This window comes from Polaromonas potterensis (genome assembly GCF_033446725.1).
Taxonomy (GTDB): Bacteria; Pseudomonadota; Gammaproteobacteria; order Burkholderiales; family Burkholderiaceae_C; genus Polaromonas.
This window is the reverse complement of the sequence record NZ_JAWQLX010000007.1, coordinates 20,551-43,112: the sequence shown is the minus strand read 5'-3', so window position 1 is coordinate 43,112 and position 22,562 is coordinate 20,551. Positions and strand designations below refer to the sequence as shown.

At 61.1% G+C, this 22,562-nt stretch carries 20 protein-coding genes; 4 read left to right on the top strand and 16 right to left on the bottom strand.

What is annotated here, in order from left to right:
* Positions 1–86: 86 nt before the first annotated feature.
* Genes R6254_RS13735 through R6254_RS13720 form a run of 4 tightly spaced genes read right to left on the bottom strand, consistent with a single transcriptional unit; the run spans position 87 to position 2,602 of the window.
* Positions 87–1,049, bottom strand: coding sequence for an aspartate carbamoyltransferase catalytic subunit (locus tag R6254_RS13735; RefSeq protein WP_318407588.1), 963 nt, complete (start codon positions 1,047–1,049; stop codon positions 87–89).
* 43 nt (positions 1,050–1,092) lie between these two features.
* Positions 1,093–1,605, bottom strand: coding sequence for a bifunctional pyr operon transcriptional regulator/uracil phosphoribosyltransferase PyrR (pyrR, locus tag R6254_RS13730; protein WP_318407587.1), 513 nt, complete (start codon positions 1,603–1,605; stop codon positions 1,093–1,095).
* Positions 1,602–2,018 (bottom strand): Holliday junction resolvase RuvX, encoded by a 417-nt coding sequence (gene ruvX / locus R6254_RS13725; protein WP_318407586.1) that lies wholly within the window; start codon positions 2,016–2,018, stop codon positions 1,602–1,604. The genes pyrR and ruvX overlap by 4 nt, the downstream gene beginning before the upstream one ends.
* Positions 2,015–2,602: a YqgE/AlgH family protein gene (locus tag R6254_RS13720; RefSeq protein WP_318407584.1), complete on the bottom strand. Its 588-nt coding sequence runs from the start codon at positions 2,600–2,602 to the stop codon at positions 2,015–2,017. The genes ruvX and R6254_RS13720 overlap by 4 nt, the downstream gene beginning before the upstream one ends.
* 118 nt (positions 2,603–2,720) lie before the next feature.
* Between R6254_RS13720 and R6254_RS13715 the strand changes: the two genes are divergently transcribed.
* A complete protein-coding gene (locus R6254_RS13715; RefSeq protein ID WP_318407582.1) occupies positions 2,721–4,205 on the top strand; it encodes a cryptochrome/photolyase family protein in 1,485 nt (494 codons plus the stop codon).
* A gap of 61 nt (positions 4,206–4,266) precedes the next feature.
* Here R6254_RS13715 and R6254_RS13710 read toward each other — a convergent pair whose 3' ends face one another.
* From R6254_RS13710 to R6254_RS13685, 6 genes are all read right to left on the bottom strand, one after another.
* Positions 4,267–10,323 carry a hybrid sensor histidine kinase/response regulator gene (locus tag R6254_RS13710; protein ID WP_318407581.1) on the bottom strand — a complete coding sequence of 2,019 codons (6,057 nt, stop codon included), beginning with the start codon at positions 10,321–10,323 and terminating at the stop codon, positions 4,267–4,269.
* Between the two features lie 57 nt (positions 10,324–10,380).
* Entirely contained in the window at positions 10,381–12,648 is a 2,268-nt protein-coding gene (locus tag R6254_RS13705; protein ID WP_318407580.1) for a methyl-accepting chemotaxis protein, read from the bottom strand.
* A 30-nt stretch (positions 12,649–12,678) separates the two neighbouring features.
* Positions 12,679–13,209 (bottom strand): chemotaxis protein CheW, encoded by a 531-nt coding sequence (locus tag R6254_RS13700; protein ID WP_318407579.1) that lies wholly within the window; start codon positions 13,207–13,209, stop codon positions 12,679–12,681.
* Positions 13,210–13,232: 23 nt separating this feature from the next.
* Positions 13,233–13,598, bottom strand: coding sequence for a response regulator transcription factor (locus R6254_RS13695; RefSeq protein ID WP_318407577.1), 366 nt, complete (start codon positions 13,596–13,598; stop codon positions 13,233–13,235).
* Positions 13,598–13,996 carry a response regulator gene (locus R6254_RS13690; RefSeq protein WP_318407576.1) on the bottom strand — a complete coding sequence of 133 codons (399 nt, stop codon included), beginning with the start codon at positions 13,994–13,996 and terminating at the stop codon, positions 13,598–13,600. Before R6254_RS13690 ends, R6254_RS13695 begins: the two co-directional genes overlap by 1 nt.
* 76 nt (positions 13,997–14,072) lie before the next feature.
* Positions 14,073–14,246 (bottom strand): rubredoxin, encoded by a 174-nt coding sequence (locus R6254_RS13685; protein WP_305565410.1) that lies wholly within the window; start codon positions 14,244–14,246, stop codon positions 14,073–14,075.
* 81 nt (positions 14,247–14,327) lie between these two features.
* Here R6254_RS13685 and thiD point away from each other — a divergent pair, with 81 nt between their 5' ends.
* Both thiD and hemL read left to right on the top strand, forming a co-directional pair.
* On the top strand, positions 14,328–15,290 hold the full coding sequence (gene thiD, locus R6254_RS13680; RefSeq protein ID WP_318407573.1) for a bifunctional hydroxymethylpyrimidine kinase/phosphomethylpyrimidine kinase: 963 nt from the start codon (positions 14,328–14,330) through the stop codon (positions 15,288–15,290).
* Positions 15,274–16,599, top strand: coding sequence for a glutamate-1-semialdehyde 2,1-aminomutase (gene hemL, locus R6254_RS13675; RefSeq protein WP_318407572.1), 1,326 nt, complete (start codon positions 15,274–15,276; stop codon positions 16,597–16,599). The genes thiD and hemL overlap by 17 nt, the downstream gene beginning before the upstream one ends.
* 21 nt (positions 16,600–16,620) lie before the next feature.
* On the opposite strand, the gene R6254_RS13670 is transcribed toward hemL, so the two are convergent.
* The 4 genes from R6254_RS13670 to dusB are packed head-to-tail and all read right to left on the bottom strand — an operon-like array spanning position 16,621 to position 19,879.
* The gene (locus R6254_RS13670) at positions 16,621–16,959 is read right to left on the bottom strand and encodes a c-type cytochrome (RefSeq protein ID WP_318407570.1); all 339 of its coding nucleotides are present in this window, start codon (positions 16,957–16,959) and stop codon (positions 16,621–16,623) included.
* 4 nt (positions 16,960–16,963) lie between these two features.
* Positions 16,964–18,532 (bottom strand): bifunctional phosphoribosylaminoimidazolecarboxamide formyltransferase/IMP cyclohydrolase, encoded by a 1,569-nt coding sequence (purH, locus tag R6254_RS13665; protein ID WP_318407568.1) that lies wholly within the window; start codon positions 18,530–18,532, stop codon positions 16,964–16,966.
* Positions 18,533–18,572: 40 nt separating this feature from the next.
* Positions 18,573–18,809, bottom strand: coding sequence for a Fis family transcriptional regulator (locus R6254_RS13660; protein WP_318407566.1), 237 nt, complete (start codon positions 18,807–18,809; stop codon positions 18,573–18,575).
* On the bottom strand, positions 18,806–19,879 hold the full coding sequence (gene dusB / locus R6254_RS13655; protein WP_318407565.1) for a tRNA dihydrouridine synthase DusB: 1,074 nt from the start codon (positions 19,877–19,879) through the stop codon (positions 18,806–18,808). The genes R6254_RS13660 and dusB overlap by 4 nt, the downstream gene beginning before the upstream one ends.
* 143 nt (positions 19,880–20,022) lie before the next feature.
* Between dusB and R6254_RS13650 the strand changes: the two genes are divergently transcribed.
* Complete coding sequence (locus R6254_RS13650) at positions 20,023–20,505, top strand: YqaA family protein (RefSeq protein ID WP_318407563.1); 483 nt, start codon at positions 20,023–20,025, stop codon at positions 20,503–20,505.
* A 24-nt stretch (positions 20,506–20,529) separates the two neighbouring features.
* Here the strand turns inward: R6254_RS13650 and R6254_RS13645 are convergent, their stop codons facing one another.
* Together R6254_RS13645 and ychF are read right to left on the bottom strand one after the other, a co-directional pair.
* Complete coding sequence (locus R6254_RS13645; protein WP_318407561.1) at positions 20,530–21,291, bottom strand: rRNA pseudouridine synthase; 762 nt, start codon at positions 21,289–21,291, stop codon at positions 20,530–20,532.
* Between the two features lie 128 nt (positions 21,292–21,419).
* Positions 21,420–22,511, bottom strand: coding sequence for a redox-regulated ATPase YchF (gene ychF, locus R6254_RS13640; RefSeq protein ID WP_318407560.1), 1,092 nt, complete (start codon positions 22,509–22,511; stop codon positions 21,420–21,422).
* Positions 22,512–22,562: the final 51 nt, after the last annotated feature.

Below are 22,562 nucleotides of genomic sequence, written 5' to 3'. Positions count from 1 at the left end.
GTTTTTCCGCAGGGCCGCCCCAAGGAAAAATGCGCCCCCTCGGGGGGAAGCGTAGTACGCGAAGCGACAAGCGTGGGGGCTCATATTCATGCTTCATTTCCCGCCACAATGCTCATCACGGCCATACGCACGGCAATGCCAAAGGTGACCTGCGGCAAGATCACACTTTGCGCACCATCCACCACGGCCGAGTCGATCTCGACCCCGCGGTTGATCGGGCCGGGGTGCATGACAATCGCGTCGGGTTTGGCGAGCTGCAGTTTTTCATTGGTCAGACCAAAACTTTTAAAAAACTCATGGCTGCTGGGCAACAAGGCGCCGGACATGCGTTCGTTTTGCAGCCTGAGCATGATGACCACATCGGCGCCCTTGATGCCTTCTTCCAGCGTGTGGCAGACACGCACGCCCATTTGCGCCATGTCGGCCGGCACCAGGGTTTTGGGGCCCACCACACGCACCTCGGGGCAGCCCAGCGTGGTCAGCGCATGAATATCCGAGCGGGCCACACGCGAGTGCAAGACGTCGCCCACAATCGCCACCGTGAGCTGGCTGAAGTCTTTTTTGTAGTGGCGGATGGTGTACATGTCCAGCAACCCTTGTGTGGGGTGGGCATGGCGGCCATCGCCAGCGTTGATCACGTGCACATGGGGCGCCACATGTTGCGCAATCAGGTAAGGCGCGCCGGATTCGCTGTGGCGCACCACAAACAGGTCGGCCGCCATCGCGCTCAGGTTGGAGATGGTGTCCAACAGCGACTCGCCCTTGGAAGCCGAGGACCGTGCGATGTCGAGGTTGATCACATCGGCCGACAGCCGCGTCGCCGCGATCTCGAAGGTGGTGCGGGTGCGGGTGGAGTTCTCGAAGAAGAGATTGAAGACACTCTTGCCGCGCAGCAAGGGGACTTTTTTGACCTCGCGATCGCTGACGCTGACAAAATTGGCAGCGGTGTCGAGGATCTGTGTCAGTGTGGCCTTGGGCAGGCCTTCAATGGACAGCAGGTGAATCAGTTCACCATTTTTATTGAGCTGTGGATTGCGTCGGTACAACACAGTCAGACTTTCCGCAGAGCCGCGAGGCTGCCAATGAAGGGGTTCATGTCATCGCTCCTTCGACTTGAAAATTGAAATGGCCGTCATCGCCGCGGGCCAGCGCCAGCGACTGCGAGGCCGGCAAGGCCACACGGGCGGCCGCAAAATCGGCTTGTATGGGCAACTCCCGCCCACCCCGGTCCACCAGCACCACCAGCTTGACGCTGGCCGGCCGGCCGTAGTCAAACAACTCGTTGAGCACCGCACGGATGGTGCGCCCGGTGTAAAGCACGTCATCCAGCACGATCAGGTCGGCGCCGTTGACGTCAAAAGGCAACACGGTCTGGCCGCTGGCAGACAGGCCGCGCTGGGCAAAATCATCGCGGTGCATCGCCGAAGACAAGGTGCCTACCTCGTCCGTCAACGCCAGGTCGGCGCGCAGGCGTTCGGCCAGCCAGACCCCACCGGAAGCCACACCCACCAGCCGGGGAGCTTGGGCATAACTTGCCAACAGCTGCCGCATGGCCCGCAGCACCTCGCGGTACAAGGCTTCGGCATCCAGGGTCAAGCTGGTCATGACAGGCTCCTTAGAAATTGCTCCAGGATGATGCAGGCCGACGCCGCATCGGCATCACTTGCGCCTTGCGACAAGGCCTCGGTGGTGCTGTAACGTTCATCCACCTCGAACACCTGCAGGCCAAACCGGCCACGCAGCTGGCGGGCAAACTTCAGGGCACGTGCGGTGTTCTCGTGGCTGGCGCCGTCCGGGTGATATGGAATACCCACCACCAGCGCGTCGGGTTGCCACTCGCGGAGCTTCAGGGCAATGGCGGCAAAACGGGCATCCCCTTGGGCGGCTATGCTGCCCTGCGGCGTGGCCGTGTGGGTGATGCGGTTGCCGGTAGCCACCCCGGTGCGTTTGAGGCCAAAATCGAAAGCGAGAAATGTTTGCAGGGCAGCGGCCACGACGGGCGGGGGCACTGCCCTCATGCGTGCCCGGCCTCGGGCGACAACATCCAGCTCTGCAAGCCCAGCAGCATCAGCGCCTTGTCATAACGCTGCTCGACCGGCGTATCGAAAATCACCGACAAATCCGCTTCCACGGTCAGCCAGCTGTTTTCGGAAATTTCGGACTCCAGTTGTCCCTCGCCCCAGGCCGAATAACCCAGCGAGACAAACACCTTGCGCGGCCCGGCACCCGTGGACAAGGCCTCCAGTACATCCTTGGAGGTGGTCATTTCCAGCCCGCCCGGAATGGTCATGGTCGAGGCGTACACGGACTCGCTGCCCGGCAACATACATTCATGCAGCACAAAACCACGCTCGGTTTGCACCGGCCCGCCCTGAAACACCGGCGATTCAGTCAAGTCATCGCGGCGCAAAGGCAGCGCCACCTTGTCGAACAGATTTTTGAGGTTGATGTCGCTGGGTTTGTTAATCACCAGGCCAAGCGCGCCCCGGTCGCTGTGCTCGCACATATAAACCACGCTTTTTGCAAAAGCCTCGTCGTCCAGCCCGGGCATGGCAATCAGGAAATGGTGAGTGAGATTGATCGGTGCAGAATCCATGGCCATGGCGTGATTTTACGCGCAGCAGGCGTGGACGTGGGAAGAAAAAACCGGGCGCCAGGCCCTGCCCGCGCCATGGCCGCCGCCACGCAGATTTCGCCCCACAAAAGGTAAGCCTCCAACCATGACTCAACACTACCAACGCGGCCTGATGTGGTTCCGGCGCGATCTGCGGGTGAACGACAATGCCGCGCTTTTTCATGCCCTGAAATCGTGCCGGCAGGTCTTTTGCGTTTTTGTGCTGGACAGCGAGATCCTGGATGCCCTGCCCCGCGCCGACCGACGGCTGGAATTCATCCGTGAATCGCTGCTGGACCTGGACGGTCAGTTGCAGCGGCTGGGGCGGCAACACGGCCTTGCCGATGCCGGGCTGATCGTGCTGCAGGGCCAAGCCGTCGACACCCTGCCGACCCTGGCGCAGGCCTTGTCCATCGATGCCGTTTTTGCCAACCACGACGACGAGCCGCAGGCGCTGGCACGTGACGCCAGGGTGGGCACGGCCCTGGCGCAGGCCGGCACAGCTTTTCACAGCTTCAAGGACCATGTCATTTTTGAGCGCCAGGAAATACTGACGCAAACCGGCAAGCCTTACAGCGTGTTCACCCCTTACAAAAACGCCTGGTTGAAAAAAGTGGACGACTTTTACCTGCGGCCCTATCCGGTCAGGCTTTACGGCGCGGCACTCGCCGCCCGGCCTTTGGCCTACCGCGCTGCCGTACCCACACTGGCCGACATCGGTTTTGTGGCAAGCAACCTCGCCACGCTGAAAATCCCCACCGGCAGCAGCGGTGCGGCCAGTCTGTTTGACGATTTTGGGAAACGCATGGGGAGCTACCACCTCACGCGTGACTACCCCGCCGTCAAAGGGCCAAGTTACCTGGGGATACATCTGCGCTTTGGCACGGTGTCCATCCGTCAACTGGCGGCCACGGCTTTCGGTTTGTCTCAGCAGGGCAATGAAGGCGCGGCGGTCTGGCTCAACGAGTTGATCTGGCGTGATTTTTACGCGCAAATCCTGAGCAACTTCCCGCATGTGGCCACGCGGGCCTTCAAGCCGGCCTACGATGCCGTCGTCTGGGAACAGGGGCCGCGCGCCCAGGCGCTGTTCCTGGCCTGGTGCGAAGGCCGGACTGGCTACCCGCTGGTCGACGCGGCCATGGCGCAGATCCGGCAGACCGGCTATATGCACAACCGCCTGCGCATGGTCACGGCCAGTTTTCTGGTGAAAGACCTGGGCATCGACTGGCGCTGGGGCGAAGCTTATTTTGCGGAGCAACTCAACGACTTTGATTTGTCGGCCAACAACGGCGGCTGGCAATGGGCTGCCAGCACGGGTTGTGACGCGCAGCCTTATTTCCGTATCTTCAACCCGACCAGCCAAAGTGAAAAGTTTGATGCTGATGGCAAGTTCATCCGCAAATACGTTCCGCAACTGGCCCGACTGCCCACGGCCGCGTTACACAGCCCCTGGCTGGCCAGCCCCGCGGAACTGGCGGCGGCCGGCGTGGTCTTGGGCCAGGACTACCCGCTGCCTATCGTGCAACACGAGGAGGCACGCAAGCTGACCCTGCAGCGTTATGCTTGTGTGAAAAAATCGGAGGCGCCTTGAGTTGCTATATCTTTCATAGCTATAAACGCGCTTACAGAAAGGGCTAGAGGCCTATTTTTCTTTAGACCGTGGCCTCTGCAGCGGAATACTGGCGGATCAGACTCAGCAGCTCATCCTCGGAATAAGGCTTGCCCAGGTAATGATCAACACCTAACTCCTTGGCATGTTCGCGGTGTTTTTCAGCAATCCGCGACGTGATCATGATGATGGGCAAACTGCTCAGGCGCACATCACCCCGGATGTTGCGCGCCAGATCGAAACCGTCCATGCGTGGCATTTCGATGTCTGACAACACCACCGTGGGCCGTTCTTCCTGCAGGCGTTCGAGCGCCTGCAAGCCATCCGCGGCCATGGCCACGCGGTAACCTTCACGCTGCAACAGGCGCTGGGTCACGCGCCGCACCGTGATGGAATCGTCCACCACCAGGATCAGCGGGATTTGCGGCGCCACCGACGCGGCGACAGCCAAATCCTGGCCGCCACCCGCCGCCTGCTCCAGCATGTGCGGCTCGGCGCTGTCGGAGCTCCAGCCCCGCGCTTGCTGGCCATACACGGTGGCCAGGGCCACCGGGTTGTAAATCAGCACCACGGCGCCCGAGGCCAGCACCGACATGCCGGCCAGACCCGGCAGGCGCGACAGCTGCGGCCCGAGATTTTTAACCACCACCTCCTGGTTACCCAGCACTTCATCGACGTGCAGGGCCAGCCGCTGGGCCGCACTGCGGAAAATCACCACAGCCGCGGTTTTCCCTTGCGGCTCGCTGCTGCGGCGTGAAGCCTGCAACAAGGCGCCCGACCAGAAGAAAGGGACGGCTTCGCCGGCGACGTCCAGCGTGCCGGTGTTGTAGGCCTGCTGCAAATCCTTGGCCGAGATCCGGCGCACGGTTTCAACCACATTGGCCGGCACACCGACCGAGGACGTACCGGCACGCAACATCACCACCTGTGTGACCGCCGTGGTCAGGGGCAGCACCAGCTTGAAGTTGGTGCCCTGGCCGGCCACCGTGCTGGTTTCAATGCGGCCACCCAGGGCGTTGACCTCGGAGCGCACCACGTCCATGCCGATACCCCGGCCTGACAATTCGGTGACCTGGGCGGCGGTGGAAAAGCCTGGCATAAAAATCATGTTGGCGACTTCATCGTCAGCCATCTGCTGGCCTGCGGCCAACAGGCCCGAAGCCAGGGCTTTTTCACGGATGCGCTGCAGGTTCAGGCCGGCACCGTCATCACGGAATTCGACCGACACGTCATTGCCCGATTGCTGCAGGCTCACGGTGATCAAGCCATTGGCGTCTTTACCCGCCTCAGTCCGGGCCTGCGGATCTTCAATGCCGTGGGCCACACAATTGCGCAACAAATGTTCAAACGCCGGTGTCATGCGGTCCAGCATGCCGCGGTCCATCTCGATGGTGCCGCCCTGCAGGTCCAGCCGCACCTGCTTGCCGGTTTCCTTGGACGCTTGCCGTACCACGCGGTACAGGCGTTCGGAAATACCTTCAAACTCCACCATGCGGGTCCGCAGCAGATCGCGCTGCAATTCGCGGGTCTGGCGCGCCTGGGCGATCAAATCATCCTCGGTGGCTTCGACGGTTCGCTGCAAGGTGCGCTGCACGGTCGCCACGTCATTGACCGACTCCGCCATCATGCGGGTCAGTTCCTGCACGCGGGTAAAACGGTCGAACTCCAGCGGATCAAAACCGAGCTGGGCTTCCTTGGCCTGTTGCAAGCGCGACTGCATCTGGGTTTCGGAGTGCAACTCCACGTCGCGCAGTTGTGAACGCAAGCGATTCAAGTTACCGCTCAAATCGTTGAGCGAGCCGCGCAACTGGTTCAGCTCGGCCTCAAGGCGGGAGCGTGTGATCATGACCTCGCCAGCCTGGTTCACCATGCGGTCCAGCAACTGTGACCGCACCCGTACCGAGCCCGACGCCGCCGGACGCAGGGGTTGCAATGCCGTGGCTTGCGCCATGGACATCATGACTTTGCGGCCCGTGGCCGGCACCGCCAGTGCCTCTTGCAGGGAAGCCGGCGCCGGCTCATCGTCCGTTGCCCGTGGCGACAAGGGCTCCAGGATTTCAGGCACACCGGGATGGCGCAAGGCCTCGAAGTTCGCCTGCATCCCGTCAAAGGTGGTCAGCAAGGCATCGAAGTTTTGCGAGGCGGCCGCGTCGGAACCCATGTGTTCGATGTCCGACTCGATGCGGTGGGCCATTTCACCCAGCCGCATGGCGCCGGCCAGCCGCGCACTGCCCTTGAGTGTGTGCAAGGCCCGCAAGACCTCGTTGCGTGCGCCCAGGTTGTCGGGACGGGCGGCCCATTGCCGCAAGGCACCCCCCAGCTGCGGCATCAACTCGGCGCCTTCTTCTTCAAAAATCGGAAACAAGTCCGGATCGATGACGTCGACCGCATCAAACTCATCGTCCATGTCCTCGTTGAACGCCACCGAGGCGAACGACCTGGTGGCAACGGGGGCGGGCGCGGCCAACACCGATGGGGTGGAGAAATGTATCGCCGGCGGCAAACTCGCAGATGCAGTTGCCATCGTTTCGGCGGGCACAAAGCCACTCGCAACGGCGTCGGCAACCAGGGATTCGGGCGCAGGCGAGAGAACCGCAGTTGCGGCGGGTGCTGCACCGAACTGCACCACCGTCACGTTGTCCGGTTTCGCTGGCTCCGAGAAGTCGATGTCACGCAGGGCCTGCAGAAGGTTCTGGTCGGGCTGCTTGAGAAAACCGGCAGCGAACTGATGCAACAAACGCCGAATATCTTCCGCTGCATCGATAAACAACTGGCTGTGCCGGCTGCCGCTGTGCCCATGTGGAACAGGCGACTGCCGCAAAGCATGTTCCAGCGCCCTGGCCATTTCCGACAAGGCATCAAAACCCACGGTGGCTGAACTGCCGGCCAGTGAATGGGTCAAGGCCAGGGTGGAATCCGCGATGGGACGGTCCTGCTCCAGGGTCCATTCCGTGACTTCGGTGACCAGACGACGCGACCATTCGTCGGCCTCGTTCAAATACACGTTGTACAGCGGAATACCGATACGCAGGGAGCCGATCACCTTGACCTGATCATCCCCGGTGGCGTCCATGGACATGGGTTCGGCCAGGTTTTCAAAAGGTTCGAAAAACTCTGCATCAGCCACAGACGATGTCACGGCGACCACGGGCTCGGGATGGCGAACAGGCGCAAAGTCAAAAGCTTCGGCGGCGAAGCTCTCAGCCACCTCAGCCACCTCAGTCACTTCAGGCAAAACGGGCTCGGCTGGCGCCGCCTCTCCTTCGGGCACAGCAGCCGTCAGGAAATGCGTATCAAAATCGATGTCCGATAGCTCGACCGGGTTGGCTTCTGCGGCAAACACCGGCTCCGAGATATCCAGCGCAAACACAGGCTCGGCGAAGTCCGGTTGAACGAGCACCGGGGCCGGGGCACCGAGGCCGGCCAGCGATGACAGGCTGTCAAAATCAATGCCCTGGATGTCGGCCAAAGGCTGCTCAGCCGCTGCGACTGCAAGGGGCGCAAGCGCTGGGTCCTCCAGCAAGAAGTCAAAATCAATGTCCGCCACGACTTGCGCCACAGACACATCTGCTGTGACTGGCGCAAGCGCTTCCGTCGGCTCAGGCGACGACTCCGCAACAGCTGCCCCAGGCAACTGAATGGCGCTAAAACGCCCTTCCGCCCGCATGGCATCGGCGCTTGAACGAAATGGCGCGGCTTTCCACGACGCGTCCTGGCTGGCCGCAATATCGTCGATCCAGGCCATAAAACCGTCCATGGCCTGCACACACAAGGCCCGGAACAGGTCATTGGATGGTTTTTGCTCCGCCAGCCAGCCATTGAGCATTTGCTCCAGCGACCAGGCCGCTTCACCGAACTCGTTGAGCCCGACCATGCGCGAGCTGCCTTTGAGCGTGTGGAAGGCACGGCGCAATACCGTGAGTTCACCCATGGCCGCTGGCTCGTTGGCCAGGACCGCAAGGGCGGTTTGCGCCTGGCCAGCCACCTCGCGGGCTTCCTCCAGGAAAATATCGCGCAAGTCGTCTTCTTCGAAATCAACCGCATCGGCGGCCACCACCTCGGGCACAGCCACAGTCACGGCGGCCGCAACCAGGTGGCTCAAGGAATCGGAACCCGCCTGGGTTTGCCCAGCCACGGCGATGGCCGCCTCGCGGGCGGTCTGCGCCAGAGCGGGTTGATCCGCCAACGCCGCATGGGTGGCCAACACGTCAAGCTTGTCACTCAAGTTTTCAGCAGAAACACCGGCCTCGGCGCCCTGGACGACAGACAACACCTCCTGGGACAACTCGCTGCTGACGGAGACTGCGGCGGCGGCATCGGGCGCTGCCTGACTGCGTCCCATCAGGGGTTTGAGTTCGCCCTTCAACTCATCGTAAACAAAAAGTTTTTTGGCCAGCGCAGGCTGGTAATTGAGCATGTCAATCAAGAAGCTCAGCGCACCCAGGTTGTTGCCCAACTGGTCAAAGGTTCCGGCGGAACGGGCCAGTTGTTCATCCACCTCGGTCACCAGCATTTGTTCCACGCTGTCGCGCATACGCAGCACCGCATGCGAGGCCTGGTCCAGCCCCAACACGGACAACACGCCGCGCATTTGCGACAACTGCCCCGGCACCGCAGCCAACACCGCCTTGTCCTGCGGATTGCGGAAAAACAGGTCCAGGGATTTCTCGAGTTCACTCAGGGAAATACGCAGCTCGCCCACCACGCTGCCCATGGTTTGTTTGTCGCTGACGTGCCGGTACAGCTCTTCCATCCAGGCTTCCAGCGGCTGCGCCTCGCCGCCATTTCGGACACCGTCCAGTCGCTCGGCCAGTCGGGCGGTACGGATGGTCAGTTGCGGATCGTTGGGGTCGAGGTCGTCAAACGCGGCCTCGAGGTACAACACCGCCGTGGCCATTTCCAGCGCCAGCTCGATAGGCGGGGCGTGCCCGGAGCGCACGGTTGTATCGATCACCCGGGACAAGGCCGAGGCCAGCGGCTCGCTGGGCGGATGCAGCTTGACCAGCGAATCCGTCACCAGGCTGAACTGGTCCGCCACCGTCTTGAACTTGGCGACATCGCCAGCTGTCAGCGACGACCAGGTTTCCTTGGCCGACACAATCCGTTTGCGGGCTTGCGCCAGCAAGGCCGGATCAAAACGCCCAAACTGGACGGCTTCATAATCAACCGGCTTGAACCGGGCCAATCCGTAACTGGCGCGAACCGCCGACAAAACCGGCACATCGCTGGCACGTGGGGCCACGGCCTGGGCACAGAAAAATAATAAGTCCTGGGCAAGCCGGTCAGATGCATGGGTGCTGCCCTGCGCCAACGATGCATATTGCAGCAAGACCCGTGAAGCCGCCCGTTTGACGTAGAGATCGACTTTCAGCAAACCCTGCGCCAGAGCTTCAAAAAAAGCCGCGGCAATTTTCCAGAATACCCTGGGCTCACCGTCCGATTGGGCTTGCGCAAAACCCAGGCACATATCCCGAAAACTTTGTGCGGCCAGCGGATCGCCGGTGCGCATGATTTTCAAGACCAGTTGATCCAGCAATTGCCGCGATGCATCGTCGTAAGCCCTGTCATCCACGGACAAGGGCAGGAACGGCTCTATCCAGCGCCACTCAAAGACCCAGAGGTCAGCGGGATGGATACGATCGGCACCGACCAGCCCCTGGACATCACGGTACTGGGGAAACAGGGAAACGGCAGACACCGGCTTGTCCGCCAGCACGCCTTCAAGGTACTCGGTCAGGGCAAAACTGGCCAATTCCACCTTGGCAGCCGCCTCCTGACTGCATTGTTCGGGGTGCTGAATAAAGCGCTGCACCGCTGCTTCCATGGCCCGCAAGACCAACGCCGGCGCACTCAAACCCACCATTTCCAGCGCACCCACGGCCTGATGCAATTGCTGGCGTGCAATGCGCAACTGGCTGGCATCCAGGGCGGCCAGATCGGAACCCCGCGCCAGGTCGGCTTCCCTGACAAAACGCTTCAAGGCCTTGGCGGATCCATCCAGTGATTTCCGAAGTTCGTCCAGTACCCAGGCCAGCGGGCCCAGGTCATTGACAGCCAGGTCGAGTTCAGCGGCTGATGAATTCGGATCGTTCGATTGCATAAATGGCGGGCCGGTTCATAAATCGGAGTTCACGGACAAAGACACATCAGGCAGGGATCAGGCAATCTTGAATCGCGAGACAGACTGCCGGAGTTCTTCCGCCATGCGAGACAACTCACGCACCTGCTGAGCGGTGGAACGGGTACCTTCTCCGGTTTGCTCAGTCACGGCAAAAATATGCTGGATGTTGCCGGCCACCACGTTGGCGGATTCAGCTTCACGGGAAGCCGATGCGGAAATCTGCTCGATCAGGTCAGCCAACCGGCGTGACACCAAGTCAATTTCGGACAAGGCGGTACCGGCGCTGTCAGACAGCTTGGCCCCTTCCACCACACCTTGGGTGGAACGTTCCATAGCGGCCACGGCATCCTGGGTATCAGTCTGAATGGCTTTCACCAGTGCGGAAATCTGGCGCGTCGCATCGGCGGAACGTTCAGCCAGTCGCTGCACTTCCTCGGCCACGACGGAAAAACCTCGTCCGGCTTCACCCGCGGACGCGGCCTGAATGGCGGCATTCAGCGCCAGCACATTGGTCTGCTCGGTAATGTCTGAAATCAGCTCGGTAATTTCACCAATCTCCTGGGAAGATTCACCCAGCCGCTTGATCCGCTTGGAGGTTTCCTGAATCTGGTCGCGGATGGAGTTCATACCGCCGATCGCGTTCTGCACGGCTTGCAAGCCGGATTCGGCGGCGGTCAGCGACTGGCGCGCCACCTGGGACGATTCCTGCGCCTGGCTGGACACCTGGTTGATTCGCGTCGCCATGTCGAGCACGGACTGGCCGGTTTCGCGAATTTCGCGCAGCTGTTCGGTGGAGGCCGCCAGCAGTTCGGTCGAGGTGCTTTCCACCTGGGCGGTGGTTTGCGCCACCCGGGTCGCCGTGTTTTGCACGTTACCCACCAGCTGCCGCAACTCTTCCACCGTGTAGTTCACCGAGTCGGCAATCGCGCCGGTGATGTCTTCGGTCACCGTGGCTTCCTGGGTCAAATCACCCTCGGCCACTGTCTGCAATTCGTTCATCAAGCGCAAAATGGCAGCCTGGTTGGCGTCATTGACACGTTTGGCGTCCTGCTCCTGACCCTTGGCTTCCATACGCTGGCTTTCCGCAACCCCTTGACGCTGCCGGCTGTCCAGCACCTGCAAACGGGCCAGACCTGCGGCGCAAAGCAATGCAAAAGCTGCTGCCACCGCCAGGGTGGTCAAGGCGCCGGCACCCAGACCGGTTTGTGATGAAAGTTTGCCCTGGATATCTTCCAGGCCGCGGCGCAAGGATTCACTGTCGGAAATGATCGACGCTTGCGCTTCACGGGCCGACACCAGACCCTGCAGATTGCCCAAAATCGCACCGGCCTGAACACGTGTCTGTTCATACAGGGCCATCAGCGCTTCCAGCCGCTCGCGGGTCTGCGGATCTTTGGAACCCGACAGACGCAACTCAGGGCTGCCTTCCTGCAAACCCTGGGCAATTTCCTTGAAGGAGTTCAAATCCTTGCCCAGCAAAAACACGGCTTCCGGGCTCACACCTTCCATGGTCAGGAACTCATTCGCCGATTTACCGATACGCTGCGTCAACATCACCAGCTGGCCGGCTGCGGAGATTTCCGCTGGCGCCGCATTTTGCTGAAGCTTGAGCGAGGAAACCGTTTCAGCGATTTCCAGCAGGTCCGAAGACTGACGGTTAATCGTGCGCAACGCATTGCCCACCTGGGTCAAAATCGCCTGCTGCCCCATCACGGTCGCCGAGTTTTTCTCGGCACGTTCCATCAGCGGCGTCACGACGTCAACATTGGTCTGCAGTTCGATCGCCACCGGCTCCAGACGCAGGGACACTTCACCGGACTTCAGGCCACGCACGGTCTTGGCCAGCACGTCGGAACTTTCCTTCACGTCGGGAAAGGCCTGGGCACTGCCCACCAGCGCCTGCGACACCGATTTGGCAAGCCGCTGCGACTGCATCAGGGACTGACCGGTGGCCGCCACCTGCTGCGCGACCTGATCCGCCTGATTCAGGGCTACAAAGGTCACCGAAGCCAGCACAGCCACCGCCACACCCAACAAGAGCACCAGAATCCGCTGATGCGAGCCCATGGGGCGACTGCCCAGGATAGGCAGCGACAACAACTCGGTATCACGAGAGGTTTCGTCCGTGTTTTGGCTTGCGGGGTCAACGCCGCCCTCGACCTGCGCGCTCGCGCCGGCCTGCGTATTCATGCTTCCCGTCGCCAAGGGATCAACCGACATGTCGAGCGAAACATCATCCATGCTGTCCTGGGGTGGCGCGGGCTTTGTTTTGAATAGCTTCTGAATAGTTTCAATCACAGACATGGTGAGCCTTCCAGGGAAAACGTGATAGCGCTAGGCGCTGATGGTCAAAAAATGAGCTTGCTGCGCGAGCGACTGCAGATTGATTTCCTGCCAGGTGGCGCCGTTTGAATCGACGTAACTGTGGCCAAAAAACTCAGGCGATTCGGGCGATCGTTCTGCAAAGTCGGTGAAGGCTTCCGGATTGCGCAAGCCGGCCAGCTTGTCGATCTGCAACGCGCAATTGATTTCAAGCGCACTGTTGAGTGCGACCAGACGCGATTCGGTCCGCGCCATTTCGCTGCGCGGCGGCGGCGTGGTGCCGGTCACAAAGCTCGCCAGATCCACCACACCGTACAAGCCACCACGCAAATTGGCGACGCCGGCAAACCAGGCTTGGGTGTAAGGCACGTTCTGCGCACTGACCCACGGAAAAATCTCGCCGGACTGGTTCAGGGGGAACAGGTATTTGCCACCGCCTGCCTCGACGGCCAGCCAGGAAGCTGAAACACCCTGGGTCTTGGCCGCCTGCAACCTGTCGGCCAGGCGGCTTTGCAATTCTCTAAGTGCTTGTCGGTTGGCCATGCTTTGGTGCGCTCAGTGAAAAATCAACCCAGCGCCTTGATCTTGGCCATCAGGTCGCCGGCATCCACCGGTTTGGTGATGTAGTCCTTGGCGCCTTGGCGCATGCCCCAGACACGGTCGGTTTCCTGGTTTTTGCTGGTGCACATGATGATGGGCACATCGGCGTACAAAGGGTCGCGCGTGATGGCGCGTGTGAGCTGGAAACCATTTTGCCCAGGCATCACCACATCCATCAGGATCAGGTCAGGTTTTTCCTCGGCCAGCCGACGAAAAGCGTCTTCCGCGTTCTCGGCGGTTTTCACGGAGAAGCCGTTCTTGCCCAGCAGATCGGTCATGAACATCAGCTCGGTTTTAGAGTCGTCAACTATCAGAATTTTTTTAATCGCCATCACGCTACTCCTTGTTTTGCGCTGCCAAGCTCCTGCACCGTGTGCAGCAGTTGGTCTTTGGTAAACGGCTTGGTCAGGTAGTCTTGCGAGCCGACCATCCTGCCCCTCGCCTTGTCGAAAACGCCATCTTTGGAAGACAGCATCACAATCGGTACACCTGAAAATTTGGGGTTGCGCTTGATGATCGCGCAAGTCTGGTATCCGTCCAGGCGAGGCATCAGGATGTCGCAGAAGATCAGGTCGGGCAGGTAGTCATTGACTTTGGAGAGGGCATCGAAGCCGTCTTCCGCGAGCAAGACCTCGTGGCCGCCCTGCTTCAGGAATATCTCTGCACTGCGTCTGATGGTATTGCTGTCATCGATGACCAAAACCTTGAGCCCTGAACTGGTAATACTCACTGACTGTGCTCCTTATAAAGCGCCGCCGGCATGGCGACGCCTGCCTCGCGCTTGTTTAGACAATTGGCCCAGTCATTCAGATCTGAACCATTTCAAAGTCTTCTTTCCGCGCGCCGCATTCGGGGCAAGTCCAGTTCATAGGAACCTGGGCCCAGGGCGTGCCGGCCGCAATGCCATGTTCTGGCGCGCCCGTCGTTTCGTCATAAATCCAGCCACAAATTAAACACATCCAGGTCATTGATTGAGTCACAGCTTAAGTTGCCTTCGAATAGAATGCAACAATTGTATCGAGGCGGCGTTGCTTATTCGCGTACAAGGCAAAATCCAGCCTATGGCAAACCCCAACATACCTCCTCTGGATACCCGGCCCATCGACGCAGAGGACAGCGAAACATCTCCCGCCTGCGTGATGAGCTTCAACGCCAACGACCCCAGCGGCGCTGGCGGCCTGACGGCGGACATCAGCGCCATCACCTCGGCCGGCGCGCATGCGCTGGCCGTTGTCACGGGCAGTTATGTGCGCGACACGGCCGAAATTTTCGACCATGTGTCCTTCGACGACGAAGCCGTCACCGAACAGGCGCGCACCACACTCGAAGACATGCCGGTCGGAGCCATCAAGGTCGGCTTTGTCGGCAACCCGGAAAACATCAGCGCCATCGCGGAGATCGCCTCGGATTATGCCGATGTGCCGCTGGTCGCCTACATGCCCAACCTGTCCTGGTGGGAAGAAGAAGCCATCGACAACTACCTGGATGCTTTTCGCGAGCTGCTGCTGCCGCAAACCACCGTGCTGGTGGGCAACCACAGCAGCTTGTGGCGCTGGCTGATGCCGGACTGGAGCGGCGAAAAAAGCCCAACAGCCCGCGACATCGCCAAGGCCGCCTCCGAGTTTGGTGTGCCTTACACCTTGGTGACCGGCATTCCACTGCCCGAGCAATTTATCGACAACGTGCTGGCCACGCCGCAAGCCATCCTCTACAGCGAAAAGTTCGAGCGTTTCGAGGCCGTGTTTGCCGGTGCCGGCGACACCTTGACGGCCGCCTTGTCGGCCTTGCTGGCCAACGGCCACAATCTGCAGGCCGCCACCAGCGAGGCCTTGACTTACCTCGACCACAGCCTGGACGCTGGTTTTCACCCCGGCATGGGCAACATCGTGCCCGACCGTCTGTTCTGGGCGCAAGCCGACATGGACACCGACGAAGACGACGAGGCCGACGAAAACAACGGCCTGGACACCCCCCCGCTTCCCCTGCCCCCTTTCGATATACCTCCCAATGGCACCAAACATTAGTCCTGACAATTCCCGCAATACCGCCCTGTTCGAACGCGCCAAAGCGCTGATCCCCGGTGGCGTCAATTCACCGGTGCGAGCCTTCAAGGCGGTCGGTGGCACACCGCGTTTTGTGCAGCGTGCACAAGGCGCCTATTTCTGGGATGCCGACGACCAGCGTTACATCGACTACATCGGCTCCTGGGGGCCGATGATCCTGGGCCACGGCCATCCCGCCGTGGTCGAAGCCGTGCAAAAAGCGGTGCTGGAAGGTTTCTCCTACGGCGCGCCGACCGAGCGCGAGGTCGAACTGGCCGAAGAAATCGTCAAGCTTGTGCCCTCCATCGAGATGCTGCGTCTGGTCAGCTCCGGCACCGAAGCCACGATGAGCGTGATCCGACTGGCGCGCGGCGCCACCGGTCGCAGCAAGATCATCAAGTTCGAAGGCTGTTACCACGGCCACTCCGACGCCCTGCTGGTAAAGGCCGGCTCCGGCTTGGCCACCTTTGGAAGCCCGACCAGCGCTGGCGTTCCGCCTGAAGTGGTGCAACACACCCTGGTCCTCGAATACAACCACATTGCCCAGCTGGAAGAAGCTTTTTCCGTCCACGGCAAGGACATCGCCTGCCTGATGATCGAGCCGATTGCCGGCAACATGAACTTTGTGCGGGCGAGCATTCCCTTCATGAAACGCTGCCGCGAGCTTTGCACGCAATACGGCGCGCTGCTGGTGTTTGACGAAGTGATGACCGGCTTTCGCGTCGCCCTGGGCGGCGCGCAAAGTATTTATGCCCAGAGTATCCCGGGCTTCAAACCCGACATGACGGCACTCGGCAAAGTCATAGGCGGCGGCATGCCGATGGCGGCCTTTGGCGGCACACGTGCCGTGATGGAACACCTGGCACCCCTGGGCTCGGTCTACCAGGCCGGTACGCTGTCAGGCAACCCGGTGGCCACGGCCTGCGGCCTGGCGACGCTGCGCGAACTCCAGAAGCCTGGGTTTTACGAGGCTTTGGGCGCGCGCACCCAAAGCCTAGTGGCCGGCCTGACGCAAGCCGCCACCCAGGCCGGCGTACCGTTTTGCGGCGACAGCGAAGGTGGCATGTTCGGCTTTTTCCTGCTGGACACCTTGCCGCAGAACTATCCCCAAGTCATGAAGACGGACAGCCCGGCCTTCAACCGCTTCTTTCACGCCATGCTGGACAGCGGCGTGTATTACGCCCCGGCGCTTTATGAAGCCGGTTTTGTCAGCTCGGCGCACACGGCCGAAGACATTGAAACCACGGTGGCTGCGGCACGCGACTTCTTCAGTTCACTCGCCTCGAAGTAAACACGTCACCCCGCCGGCCCGTCACGGGCTGGGCGGCTGGGACAACACCCAACGCGCCAGCAGCTGCGCATCGGCTGGCGTCACCAGGGCTTGCCGCGGCATGATGACGCGGCCCCAGGTGCCCACACTGCCTTCTTGGATTTTTTTTGCCAAGTTTTGCTGCGCCTCGGCATCGCCGCGGTAACGCGCTGCGATCTGGGCAAAGCCCGGTCCGACCCGCTTGCGGACCATGCCGTGGCAGGCCATGCAGCCGTTTTTCCGGGCCAGGTCCTGCAGTGATGGCGTCTGGGCCACAGCCGTCAGGCTGCAGGCCAGCAGCAGGACCGCAGCCAAGCCCCGAGAGCTTGAACCCACGGTCACCAACTCAATGACGGAAGTGGCGCACGCCCGAGAGCACCATCACCACGCCACGTTCGTCGGCCGCGTCAATCACTTCCTGGTCACGCATCGAACCGCCGGGTTGGATCACGCAGGTCGCGCCGGCATCCACCACCACGTCGAGGCCGTCGCGGAAGGGGAAGAAGGCATCGCTGGCCACTGCCGTGCCTTTGAGCGACAGACCGGCATGCTCGGCCTTGATGCTGGCAATACGGGCCGAGTCCAGGCGGCTCATCTGGCCGGCACCAACCCCCATCGTCATGCCGCCGGCGCAGAACACGATGGCATTGGACTTGACGTATTTGGCGACTTTCCAGGCAAACAGCAGGTCTTGCAGTTGCGCCGGCGTCGGCTGCAGCTTGCTGACGACCTTCAGATCAGCCAGTACCAGTTCATGGTTGTCGGCAGTCTGCATCAGCATGCCGGAACCAACCCGTTTCACGTCCATCAGGTTGCGACCTTGTTTCCAGGCGGTATCGCCACCCGGCGGCAAATCAATTTGCAGGATACGCACATTGACCTTGCTCTTGAAGACTTCCAGCGCCTCCGGCGTGAAGGCGGGCGCCATCAGCACCTCGACAAACTGCTTGGAAATTTGCTGCGCGGCCGCTTCGTCCAGGGTGCAGTTCAGCGCAATGATGCCGCCAAACGCCGAGGTCGGGTCGGTCTTGAAGGCCTTGCTGTAAGCCTCCAGCGCATCGGCGCCCACGGCCACACCGCAGGGGTTGGCGTGTTTGACGATGACACAAGCGGGTCCGGTGAAACTCTTGACGCATTCCCAGGCGGCGTCAGCGTCGGCGATGTTGTTGTAGCTGAGTTCCTTGCCCTGCAGCTGTTTGGACATCACCAGCGAGCCCGGTGCAGGATACAAATCGCGGTATAGCGCGGCCTGCTGGTGCGAGTTTTCGCCGTAACGCAAATCCTGCACCTTGATAAAGCGGCCATTGGCCTGACCGGGGAACATCGTGTGACTGCCGTCGGCCTGGATGCTGGAGAGGTAGTCGCTGATGGCGCCGTCGTACTGGCTGATGCGGTTGAAGGCGGCCACAGACAGCGCAAACTTGGTCGTGTTGCTGACCTGGCCGGTTTTCAGCTCTTCCAGCACACCGGCGTATTGCGATGCATCGGTCAACACGGCCACGTCTTTCCAGTTCTTGGCGGCGGAGCGCACCATGGCCGGGCCGCCGATGTCGATGTTTTCGATCGCGTCTTCCAGCGTGCAGCCGGGTTTGGCCACCGTGGCTTCAAACGGGTAGAGATTCACGACCAGCAAGTCTATGGTCTCAATGCCGTGTGTTTTCATCGCTGCCATGTGTTCGGGCAGATCGCGCCTGGCCAGCAGGCCGCCGTGCACCTTGGGGTGCAGGGTCTTGACGCGGCCGTCCAGCATTTCAGGAAAACCGGTGTGATCGGCGACTTCGGTGACGGGCAGGCCGGCGTCCGCCAGCAGTTTGGCCGTACCGCCTGTGGAAAGCAGCTTGATGCCCAGGGCATGCAGTGCCTGCGCAAATTCAAGGATGCCGGTTTTGTCGGAGACGGAAATTAATGCGTTCATGCTTTACTTCTATTTTCTGGAGACGGCGCAGGGTCCGCGCTCACTTGACCAATTTGTGTTCGACCAGCTTTTTACGCAAGGTGTTGCGATTCAGACCCAGCCACTCGGCAGCGCGGGACTGGTTGTTCTCGGCGTGATGCATCACCACTTCGAGCAGCGGTTTTTCAACCACACGCACCATCATGTCGTACATGCCGTCGGGTTCGGTGCCGTGCAAGTCCTTGAAGTAACCTTCCAGACTGGTGCGCACGCACTCCTCTATGTGTTTTTTGCTCATGCGAGCTCTCCCTCCTCTTTGTTATCTTGTTTTTCGTGGTCACCTGCCGCTGCCGGCGTGGCGCCCTCACCTATCACGGGCATGCGGTCCATGTGTCCGCCCAAGCCGTCAAAAAAATCGGCCACAGCCTGCCATTGCGCCTCGCAGTCCTCCAGCAGGTTCATGCTACCCCTAAAGGCCTCGCCGCCGGGCAGGGTCTTCACATACCAGCCAATGTGTTTGCGCGCGGTGCGCACACCGCTGAAAGCGCCATACAACTCGTAATGGTCCAGCAGGTGATCCAGCAGCAGGCGTTTGACCTCGGCCACCAGCGGCGGCGCCAGATAGGTGCCGGTCGCCAGAAAATGGGCGATCTCGCGAAAAATCCAGGGCCGGCCCTGAGCCGCACGGCCCACCATCACGGCATCCGCCCCGGTGTAAGCCAACACATCGCGGGCTTTTTCAGGGCTGCTGATGTCGCCGTTGGCCACCACCGGAATCCCCACCGCGGCCTTGACCGCGGCAATCGTGTCGTATTCGGCCTGGCCCTTGTAACCCTGCTCGCGGGTGCGGCCATGCACGGTCAGCATCTGCACGCCGGCGACCTCGAAGGCGCGTGCCAGGGTCACGGCATTTTTATGCGACTCGGCCCAGCCGGTGCGCATTTTCAGGGTCACCGGCACGCCCCGGGGCGCGCAGGCAGCGACCACGGCCTGCACAATCGCCAGGGCCAGCGGTTCGTCCTGCATCAGGGCCGAGCCGGCCCATTTGTTGCAGACTTTTTTGGCCGGGCAACCCATGTTGATGTCTATGATTTGTGCGCCGCGGTCTATGTTGTAGGCGGCCGCATCGGCCATCATCTGCGCATCGGTGCCGGCAATCTGCACGGCAATTGGCGCCACTTCACCATCATGGTTGGCACGGCGCGAGGTTTTCAGCGTGTCCCAGAGGTCGCGGCGCGAAGTCACCATTTCACTGACCGCGTAACCCGCGCCCAGCGTTTTGCACAGGCGCCGGAACGGCCTGTCGGTGACGCCCGCCATCGGCGCGGCAAACAGATTGTTTGCCAATACGTAGGGGCCGATGTTCATGGGACGTGCTGGGGGGGGTGAATGCGAAAAAGCGAGGGGTGATTGTAACTGCCTAAAATTTCAGCACCTGGAATTTGCACACCAATTTGTAAACGGCCCGCGCCCCGGCGGGGCCGCCTCCGCCCTGCCTATACTCGCTGCAGATGGAACAATGGATACGACAGCTTTTGGAAGCCCTGGCTTTGCCCGAGTACGGACTGAGCTCGGTCTTTGTCATGTCTTTTATTTCCGCCACCCTGCTGCCGCTGGGCTCGGAGCCGGTGGTGTTCGGGCTGGTCAAACTCAACCCGCAGATGTTCTGGCCGGCGGTGCTGGTGGCCACGGCCGGCAACACCCTGGGCGGGGCGCTGGACTGGTGGATGGGTTATGGCGCGCACAAGGTGGTCGACAAATACCAACACTCCTCGCACCACGGCCGGGCCGTACGCTGGCTGGAAAAGCTGGGGCCCAAAGCCTGCCTGCTGGCCTGGCTGCCCGCGGTCGGCGACCCGCTGTGTGCGGTGGCCGGCTGGCTCAAGTTTCCGTTCTGGCCCTGCGTGGCCTACATGGCCATCGGCAAATTCGCACGTTACGTCACGATGACCGGTGCCCTGGTCTGGGCGTTTCCGGGTGGCTTCAAATTTTAAGCAGCTAACGCCGTCCCTCGCGCCTTAAAACCGTTCGTTCGGCAACAGATAGCGCCACTGACCCACAGCCAAGCTGCTCATGGGCACACGGCCGACGCGGATACGTTTCATGGCCTGGACGCTGAGCCCGATACATTCACACATATAGGCAATCTGCCCGGGCCGCTCGCCCTTGAGCGCAAAGCGCAGCCGGGTTTCGTTCTGCCAGCTCACCTTGGCGGGCGACAGCAAAACACCGTTGAAAGTGAAACCATGCTCGATGCGGTTAAGCCGCTCCAGCCCGCCGCCGGTCGGGGTGCCGGTGACTTCAACAATCACTTCGTGCTCCATCACCGAGGCGTCTTCGCTGAGTTTGCGCGCCACACGCCAGTCCTGGGTGAACACCACCAGGCCGCTGGCCAGCGTGGCCAGCGGTGTCGCCAGCACCTGGCTGCTGAAATGTTTTTTAAGTGGCCGGATGCCGGAGCGATCGTCTTTGGCCCGATTGTCCAAGGTCAGCAAATCTGCCGCCGGCGTGGCAGGCCGCCTCGCGCCATCGTCCAGCCCGGAGGCAAAACCCGCCGGCTTGTGCAGCAGCACGGTGACCGGCGTCAGCGCCAGCAGGCTGGCATCGCGATCAAGCTCGATTGTCTGGTCCAGCACGCGGAACTGCGGCTCTTCGACCACCACGCCATCGACCCGCACCCAGCCGCCTTCTATGTATTGCTCGGCCTCGCGGCGCGAACAGGACAACATTTCGGCCAGGCGTTTGGCCAGGCGTTGATCGAGGCGGACGGGTTCTGTCATGGACAAGGGCCTCAGGGAGTTCGGGAAAATTCGCTACAAAATCAATAGCTACTTGCGCCCGCCCATCAAGGGCTGGAGGCCTAAAACATGCTCAAACGAGCGGACAGGCCGCCCGTCTCAGCATCAGATCAGCTGCTGAACAGGAAGTTCATCACGTCGCCGTCCTTGACGACGTAGTCCTTGCCTTCGGCGCGCATCTTGCCGGCATCCTTGGCGCCTTGCTCGCCCTTGCAGGCGATGAAGTCATCAAAGGCAATGGTCTGGGCGCGGATGTAGCCCTTCTCGAAATCGGTGTGGATCACGCCGGCGGCTTGCGGGCCGGTGTCGCCCACGTGGATGGTCCAGGCGCGCACTTCCTTGACGCCGGCCGTGAAGTAGGTCTGCAGACCCAGCAGCTTGTAGGCCGAGCGGATCAGACGGTTCAGACCCGGCTCATCCTGGCCCAACTCCTTGAGAAACTCCAGGCGGTCGGCATCGTCCATCTCGGACAACTCGGCCTCGATCTTGGCGCAGATGGCCACCACGGGGGCATTCTGCGTCGCGGCGTATTCCCTCAGCCGGTCCAGGTAGGGGTTGTTCTCGAAACCGTCCTCGCTGACGTTGCCGACAAACATGGCCGGCTTGGCCGTGATGAAGTAGAACTGCTTGAGCAAAGGCAGCTCTTCCTTGCCGAAGTCCACGGTGCGTACCGGTTTGCCTTCGTTGAGCGCGGCCTGGCATTTTTCCAGGATGGCGACCAGCTTGATCGACTCCTTGTCACCCGAACGCGCCAGCTTGGTCACGCGGTGCAAAGCTTTTTCAACGGCGGCCAGGTCGGCCAGACAGAGTTCGGTCTGGATCACTTCGATGTCGGAGATCGGGTCGACCTTGCCGGCCACGTGGATCACGTTGTCATCGTCAAAACAGCGCACCACGTTGACGATGGCATCGGTCTCGCGGATGTGGGCCAAAAACTTGTTGCCCAGGCCTTCACCGGTGCTGGCGCCGGCAACCAGGCCGGCGATGTCCACAAACTCCACAATCGCCGGCACGACACGCTCGGGCTGAACGATCTCAGACAGCTGCGCCAGCCGTGGGTCAGGCACTTCAACCACGCCCACATTGGGCTCGATGGTGCAAAACGGGTAGTTTTCCGCCGCAATGCCCGCCTTGGTCAAGGCATTAAACAGGGTCGATTTACCGACGTTAGGCAAGCCTACGATTCCGCACTTCAAACTCATGACAAACCTTCAAAAACAGGGGTAGAAGTGTATGCGATGCTGAAAAATCAG

Coding starts and splice junctions, on each gene's coding strand:
- R6254_RS13710 (WP_318407581.1), bottom strand. CDS start 10,323: ATGCAATCGAACGATCCGAATTCATCAGCCGCTGAACTCGACCTGGCT.
- R6254_RS13650 (WP_318407563.1), top strand. CDS start 20,023: ATGGAACAATGGATACGACAGCTTTTGGAAGCCCTGGCTTTGCCCGAG.
- hemL (WP_318407572.1), top strand. CDS start 15,274: ATGGCACCAAACATTAGTCCTGACAATTCCCGCAATACCGCCCTGTTC.
- pyrR (WP_318407587.1), bottom strand. CDS start 1,605: ATGACCAGCTTGACCCTGGATGCCGAAGCCTTGTACCGCGAGGTGCTG.
- R6254_RS13705 (WP_318407580.1), bottom strand. CDS start 12,648: ATGTCTGTGATTGAAACTATTCAGAAGCTATTCAAAACAAAGCCCGCG.
- R6254_RS13720 (WP_318407584.1), bottom strand. CDS start 2,602: ATGGCCATGGATTCTGCACCGATCAATCTCACTCACCATTTCCTGATT.
- R6254_RS13700 (WP_318407579.1), bottom strand. CDS start 13,209: ATGGCCAACCGACAAGCACTTAGAGAATTGCAAAGCCGCCTGGCCGAC.
- ychF (WP_318407560.1), bottom strand. CDS start 22,511: ATGAGTTTGAAGTGCGGAATCGTAGGCTTGCCTAACGTCGGTAAATCG.
- dusB (WP_318407565.1), bottom strand. CDS start 19,879: ATGAACATCGGCCCCTACGTATTGGCAAACAATCTGTTTGCCGCGCCG.
- R6254_RS13645 (WP_318407561.1), bottom strand. CDS start 21,291: ATGACAGAACCCGTCCGCCTCGATCAACGCCTGGCCAAACGCCTGGCC.
- R6254_RS13695 (WP_318407577.1), bottom strand. CDS start 13,598: ATGGCGATTAAAAAAATTCTGATAGTTGACGACTCTAAAACCGAGCTG.
- R6254_RS13715 (WP_318407582.1), top strand. CDS start 2,721: ATGACTCAACACTACCAACGCGGCCTGATGTGGTTCCGGCGCGATCTG.
- thiD (WP_318407573.1), top strand. CDS start 14,328: ATGGCAAACCCCAACATACCTCCTCTGGATACCCGGCCCATCGACGCA.
- purH (WP_318407568.1), bottom strand. CDS start 18,532: ATGAACGCATTAATTTCCGTCTCCGACAAAACCGGCATCCTTGAATTT.
- R6254_RS13660 (WP_318407566.1), bottom strand. CDS start 18,809: ATGAGCAAAAAACACATAGAGGAGTGCGTGCGCACCAGTCTGGAAGGT.
- ruvX (WP_318407586.1), bottom strand. CDS start 2,018: ATGAGGGCAGTGCCCCCGCCCGTCGTGGCCGCTGCCCTGCAAACATTT.